General features: G+C 41.8%; 4 protein-coding genes. 2 read left to right on the top strand and 2 right to left on the bottom strand.

The window, feature by feature from the left end:
* Positions 1-163 precede the first annotated feature (163 nt).
* Positions 164-727 (top strand): NUDIX hydrolase, encoded by a 564-nt coding sequence (locus tag AC37HE_RS14920; RefSeq protein WP_500783653.1) that lies wholly within the window; start codon positions 164-166, stop codon positions 725-727.
* Here AC37HE_RS14920 and AC37HE_RS14915 read toward each other — a convergent pair.
* Both AC37HE_RS14915 and AC37HE_RS14910 read right to left on the bottom strand, forming a co-directional pair.
* Positions 711-2,147 (bottom strand): MltF family protein, encoded by a 1,437-nt coding sequence (locus AC37HE_RS14915; protein WP_500783652.1) that lies wholly within the window; start codon positions 2,145-2,147, stop codon positions 711-713. The genes AC37HE_RS14920 and AC37HE_RS14915 overlap by 17 nt on opposite strands.
* A gap of 20 nt (positions 2,148-2,167) precedes the next feature.
* A complete protein-coding gene (locus tag AC37HE_RS14910) occupies positions 2,168-4,168 on the bottom strand; it encodes a putative porin (RefSeq protein ID WP_500783651.1) in 2,001 nt (666 codons plus the stop codon).
* A gap of 405 nt (positions 4,169-4,573) precedes the next feature.
* Here AC37HE_RS14910 and AC37HE_RS14905 point away from each other — a divergent pair, with 405 nt between their 5' ends.
* Entirely contained in the window at positions 4,574-5,449 is an 876-nt protein-coding gene (locus tag AC37HE_RS14905) for an adenine nucleotide alpha hydrolase family protein (protein WP_500783650.1), read from the top strand.
* Positions 5,450-5,996: the final 547 nt, after the last annotated feature.

Here is a 5,996-nt window from a genome sequence, read left to right as displayed (position 1 = left end):
ATATTATCGGAATTTTTCCTGATTCTTATTTTCGGGTTAAGCTTGCTTTAAGAGTATCATCTTTTTCAATTTATGATTATCTTTAACTATGCGCGAATTTAGTCCAGAATATATAGCCGGTTTACTTCGATCGGGATTGCCCGGGAAAAGATCACATTTGAAAATGATTCCTCCCGGACGGAAGCTGATTGTTGAGGCTTTGGATCGTGACCAGGTTCGTTTCAGCAGTGTGTTATTGTTGCTTTTCCCATACCAGGGAAAATTGTACACTTGTCTGACTAAACGAGCATCGGGAATGAAGAATCACCCCGGACAAATTAGTCTCCCTGGTGGGCAAATTGAGGCTGGTGAGAAACCCGAAGTGGCTGCCTTGCGAGAAGCACAAGAGGAAATCGGAATTGATCCCGCTGATGTTACATTGCTTGGACGTTTATCTGAATTATACGTTCAAGTCAGTAAATTTCAGATTTTCCCTTACGTGGGGTGGATGGATCGTAAACCTGAATTTGTGATTAATGTGGCAGAAGCAGAACGAACGATCCTATTCCCGATTCAGGATTACATGGGACCGCAAAAATTGAAGCGCTATCCCGTAAAAACAACGGCAGGAGTGCTGGATGTCCCTTGTTTCCTTTACGAAGGAGAGGTTGTGTGGGGAGCTACCGCGATGATTTTGTCTGAGTTTTTAGATCTCCTTCAGAAATATCAGGTTACGATGTCTCAATAATATTGACGTAATGATGATAGGTGTTTAATACCTTATTCACGTAATTGTACGGTTCTTCACCCCTGCAATACCCCCATTTTACAACAGGATCTTTATAATACTTGGCTGCTGACTTATGCAGTAGAAAATAATCGACATTATTGGTCCATACAATCGGAATTTTGTTGTATTTGGCAGCCAGTCGCTGAGCATCTTTTACGTGTCCCAGGCCAACATTATAGGCAGCCAGAACGAACTTAATGCGTTCCAGTGAATCCGGAACTTCCTTTTTGAAATTGTTATCGAGCCATTTTAACAAACGAACACCAACTTCGATGTTTTTTTCGGGTTCTTCATAATCGTGGATTCGAAACAAATCGGCAGATTCAGGCATGACTTGCATTAGTCCGTAAGCGCCACTCCACGAAACTGCTGCGGTGTCAAACTTCGATTCCTGGTAAATAACGGCTGCTGTCAGGCGCCAGTCAATGCCATATTTCTTGCTTTCCTTTTTGATCATATCGTCGTAAGGGGATATTTTGCCTCCACCGATTGAGTGGTAATCATCCAATACCGATAATTGGGTTCGGCTTACCTCGAAATATTTTTTGTAGAGAATGGCAAACTCTTTTGTCTTCTTGAAATTGATGATCCAGTTATTCAGGTAGCTTAGCCATTCCGGACTATTGCGCCGGACCGCCCATGCAATATTTTGGGGAAAGCTAATTGGTGTTGCAATATCCAGATTGGGGTAGTAGGTTTGATTCACCTTCGCAACATTTTCGTCGCATACTGTATATTTGATCTCACCGTTGGCCACCATGCTAACCAATTGTTCAACGCCGTAAATTGAATCCTGAATGATGTTGATTTCGGCCCCAATTTCATCAGAAAGATTCAGTAACCGACGATAGTAGGATGTTGCTTTTTGCACGTAAATGGTTTTATGCGCTAAATCAAGTTGGTTGCGAATAAGAGAATCTTCGAGTTGAGATTCGGGCATCGATTGCCATCCTTGAGGGCGCCGTTGTACAAGTACTTGCCTGGTTTGCTCCAGCGGCTGGGTGAAATCGATTAGCTTATTTCTACTTTTGGTTACTGTCAGATTTTTTGCAACCAGATCGTATCGTTTTGTGCGTAGTCCTTCAAATGTTTCGGAGAGGTTATTGCTGACTGAAATTTCTAATTTGAGCCCCATGTCTTTAGCTAAATGCTGCAGTAACTCATATTTGAAGCCCATTGGACGTCCTCTGTAAATGAAGTAGTTGGTCGAGTTGTAGTCCACAACAGCTTTCAGCTTACCCGATTTCATGATTCGGCTAAGCTCGGTATTCTTGTGCTCTTGATTGTCCTGTTTCTTCTTCTTCGCACTGGAACAGGCGTTCAACAAGATCAGGATTAATGAGAAAAGCGCTAGTCTAACAATATATATTCTCTTCATGCATGAGTTTTAGGTTATGTCTAATCATAAAATGACCAGGCAATGCCTAAGCGGAAAGTTCTTCTATAAAAAGGATAATCGGGTGCTGCCCAATAATTACCATTCAAAAAGCCTGTTGCTGCGTTAAGTAACTGAAAAAAGGCTCTTGTCCGCTTAAGTTTCAAGTTAGCATGCAGGTCCACTATCGGAAAGTTACCAATTTTTTGTTGATTTTGCCAATAGTACTGTGCAGTGGCCGGATTGTAAGCGTCAGCATAATATGCAGTCGTATATCTGGTGTCGAAACCAAAGTTGGCATGCATCACCTTTGATATCAGGAGTCTGAAATTTACACTCAGGTAGGCGGTCAAATCGGGTAGGTGTAAATAGCTGTCCTGATTTGCCTTTTGCCACAGTGCGCTTGCCTTAATTAACCAGTGTTCGCTTTCGATTTCTTTATTTATAAATGCCGAAAGTACTAACATTTCACTTTGGCCTTGTTGCGGAGTTGCTTCAGCTCCGTTGTAAATGTAATCGCTGATTAAAGCGTAGTTGAATCCGATGTCGAGTTTGTGAGTTTTAGAGGTGATCTTCGATTTGAAGATCATCTGTTTGGTATTGTTGAAGTGGTTGTACCATTCGTAGTTATTCGAACGATAATGTTGTTCGAAGTAGTCGGGAACTATGGTATTGAGCTCGCCGGATAAATAGAGTGAAGTTGTGTCTTTTCCAAGTACCAGTGGCTTAAAAATAAAGGCACTAAGCTCAGTTTGTCCCGAACGATAGCCGGTTGTGTAAAATTTACCTTGAATATTCCATCGCCAGAATTCACCTTCGTCTCTTGAGATAGCACCACCAACAAAGGTGTTGTGCAGCTTATCTTTAGACAGGTAAGTGCTGTCGGTATCTACCATCTTGGCCGTTATCAAATCGTTGCCGATGAAGGCGCGCTTGCTAAAGGTGTATTTGCGATTCGGCGATTCGTAGAATTTAATCTGAAATGTATTGCTTAATCGGTTATATGCGACGGTATCGTTGGTTGCCAGGCTGTCTTTGTAGAATGCCGGGTAAAAGTCCAGATTTAGATCGGTATCTCCGTAAATTCTTCGGTTCGACGAATATTCCAGTTGGTGGCTAAAGCCGGTTATTGGCCGAAAAACTTCGCTTACATAGCCATTTTCATCTTCTTTTTCTTCTGTTTTTCCCAACCGATATTCGTTAACTGTGAAGAAAGTGTTGTTGCGAAGTTGCGCATTGGCTGTTGTAAGGTTGACGATATAAGTTTCCGTCTCTTTATATAAGTTTAAATCCTGTCCGGGTTCCAGCCCGCCATTCTCCTGGTTTTTATTACGATTAAAGAGGATGGCTGAGTGTGAGTTGAATTTATCGCCCCTGTAGGTTGTTGACATACCAATCGTGTGAAATTTATTCTCCTGGTATTGGTAAAAACCGGTCGATTTGTCTTGATTGTAAAAAAGCTGAAACCCAAAATTTTTATTCACATTCTGAGCATGAAACACATTAAACATGGTTTCGTTGCGTGTGTTTTTATTGTCGCTTTGTTTGTAGTCCAGCAACGTGTACGGCGTAGTGGTGTTCATGTACTTAATATCGCCGGGGAACATCGCGTAAGCTTCAAATGAGCGATAGAAATAGAAATCGGACTTATACTGGCGTTTAAAAAAATCACCATAAAGATAAGCGCCTCCAATGTTTCCGGTAAAAATAGGGCGGAGGTCGTTCTTAAAAATCGGATTGTAGACATGGAAAAAGCCCAAAGCTGTATCCAGTTCTGCTTTTTCGAAATTTGCTCCGTAATTGTTAACTGTCCAGTTGGTTATGATCGACGGTATGTTTTGTTTCTTTGTTTCTTCTTTGTCTTGATCTTTCTCATCCTGATTCTGGTCGTTTCCTTCCTCGTTATTGTCGCTTTGTTGTGTGGAATAACTGCCAAAGGTGTTTGGGGTAACACTTTGCGCCCAGTTTTGCTGCCCTGTCAGTAGCAGAAATAGTAAGATAAAAAGTATCTGTTTTCCAATCATAACCGGGCAAAGATAATTAAAACTGTCAGTTGCCAAGCTTTTCAAACTTTAAAAAAGACTTATTGAAACTTGAAGGTGAGAGAGCTATTTGTGCTTTCGTAATTTGATTCTCGGAAATTGACCGATAGATCATTGTTTGGGGATTAACTTCTTTGGGATTGGGAGTGATTTCAGCTAACGCTCAATTTAATTCATTGCTGTAAAAATAGAATAAGGAGTTGTGTTGAATACCTGGATAATGTGACGCAGCAGGGAGCTAGTCGAATTTATTAACTAAGCTCCAGTAATAACGTACAAGAATGTAGATTACTGTATTGATTTACAGTCCTCCTGTAGCTCGTAAAACTTTCATTGTGCCCGCATCAACCCATGTTGATCTTTGTTGAATTCATAAAATATAAAGTCATGAAAACTAATGTATTGATGCTGGACACACTGAAAAATGTTAAGAACTTGATTTTCTCAGCATTCTCATTGAGTAACCAGCAGAGGCGTAAACTAAAAATTGTTTACCTCGAAGATTTTGATTGGGTAAGCAGTGCTAATTATTTAGGTGTAACTCCCGCTAGCCTGGGAGCCGGAATGGAACTTGCCGAAGCACAAACAAAAAGGGATTTCCGAAAAGCAGCTTCCGAAATTCATCATGTGCTTCTCGACTATTTATCAAATCATGTGCAGCATGTTCCTTATTCGTACGAAGTAAAAGAGCATAACCGGTTGGAATATATTGAACGTCTTCTGGTTGATGAACCGGATCTTTTATTGATGATGAGCAACTATAACAGCATGTCAGACAGTTCCGGTGGTGTTATTAGCTATCCGAATATTTTGGATAAGGTTAATTGTCCTGTTTTGGTCATTCCGGATGATAAACCATATCTGAGCTTTAATCGATTGTTGTACGCAACTGCCCTTCACCGGGAAGATATCGGTGCGTTAAAAGATATGGTTGAGCTTTTTGCCGGTGAGTCTTATCCGCGACTTCAGGTATTTCATCATTCTAAGTCTGAAGATTTTGATCACTACCTGGAGTGGTTGGGATTTCAGGCTTTGGTTGAAGATGCGGTTCCAGAGTTAACGCCTGAGTTCTATCTGGCGAAAGAGAAAGAAATAGACACAGCACTGGAAGATTATATCAACAAGTACGATTTTGATCTGATTGCTGCACTGAAAGAACGAAAGGGATTCTTTGAAGACCTGTTCGGAACCTCACACACTCATGGATTGATCAGGCATTTTAATAAGCCGGTTTTGATCTATCACGAAAAAAGAGAGGAATAGAAAGCTGACAAATTTGTCGGGGTTTAGTAACGGTTCTCAGCCGTGCAAGGAAGGGGGATAATTGCGGTGTTGTTGCTCTTTTTTGTGACGTCAGGCGGCTTAATCGCGGTGCATATGGGCATTTATGGCACCCCGGCAACTCCGGATAACAAGCGCAACCCGGGGTTCGACTTGCCTTTTGCCTTTATTCCTGTTGGCAACCCCCGGGAATCGGGCCAGTTTTTTTGAGGGGGCGTGGCACCGTGCCACGAGCTCCCCAACCGTTCGGGAAGGCATGGCACCGTGCCACAACAAGAAAAACGTTCCGGTGGAGGCGTGGCCCATTGCCACAACGGGAAAAATGCTCGGGTTGAGGCATGGCACATTGCCATAACGGGAAAACCGTTCCGATTAAGCTGTGGCAAACTGCCGTTAAGTTGCCACTGCTCTTTCCATTTAATAGCAAGCGTTTTTTTTGCTCCTTTTCGTATGATTATTTTTTAACGGTTTGGCGTTAGTTATTGACATTCGCTTTCAAAATTTGCGCACTTTTGCTTTCTTTATCTTT

Source organism: Mangrovibacterium sp. (genome assembly GCF_059905295.1).
The sequence above is the reverse complement of the archived record's forward strand: the minus strand, read 5'-3'. Positions and strand labels throughout refer to the sequence as shown.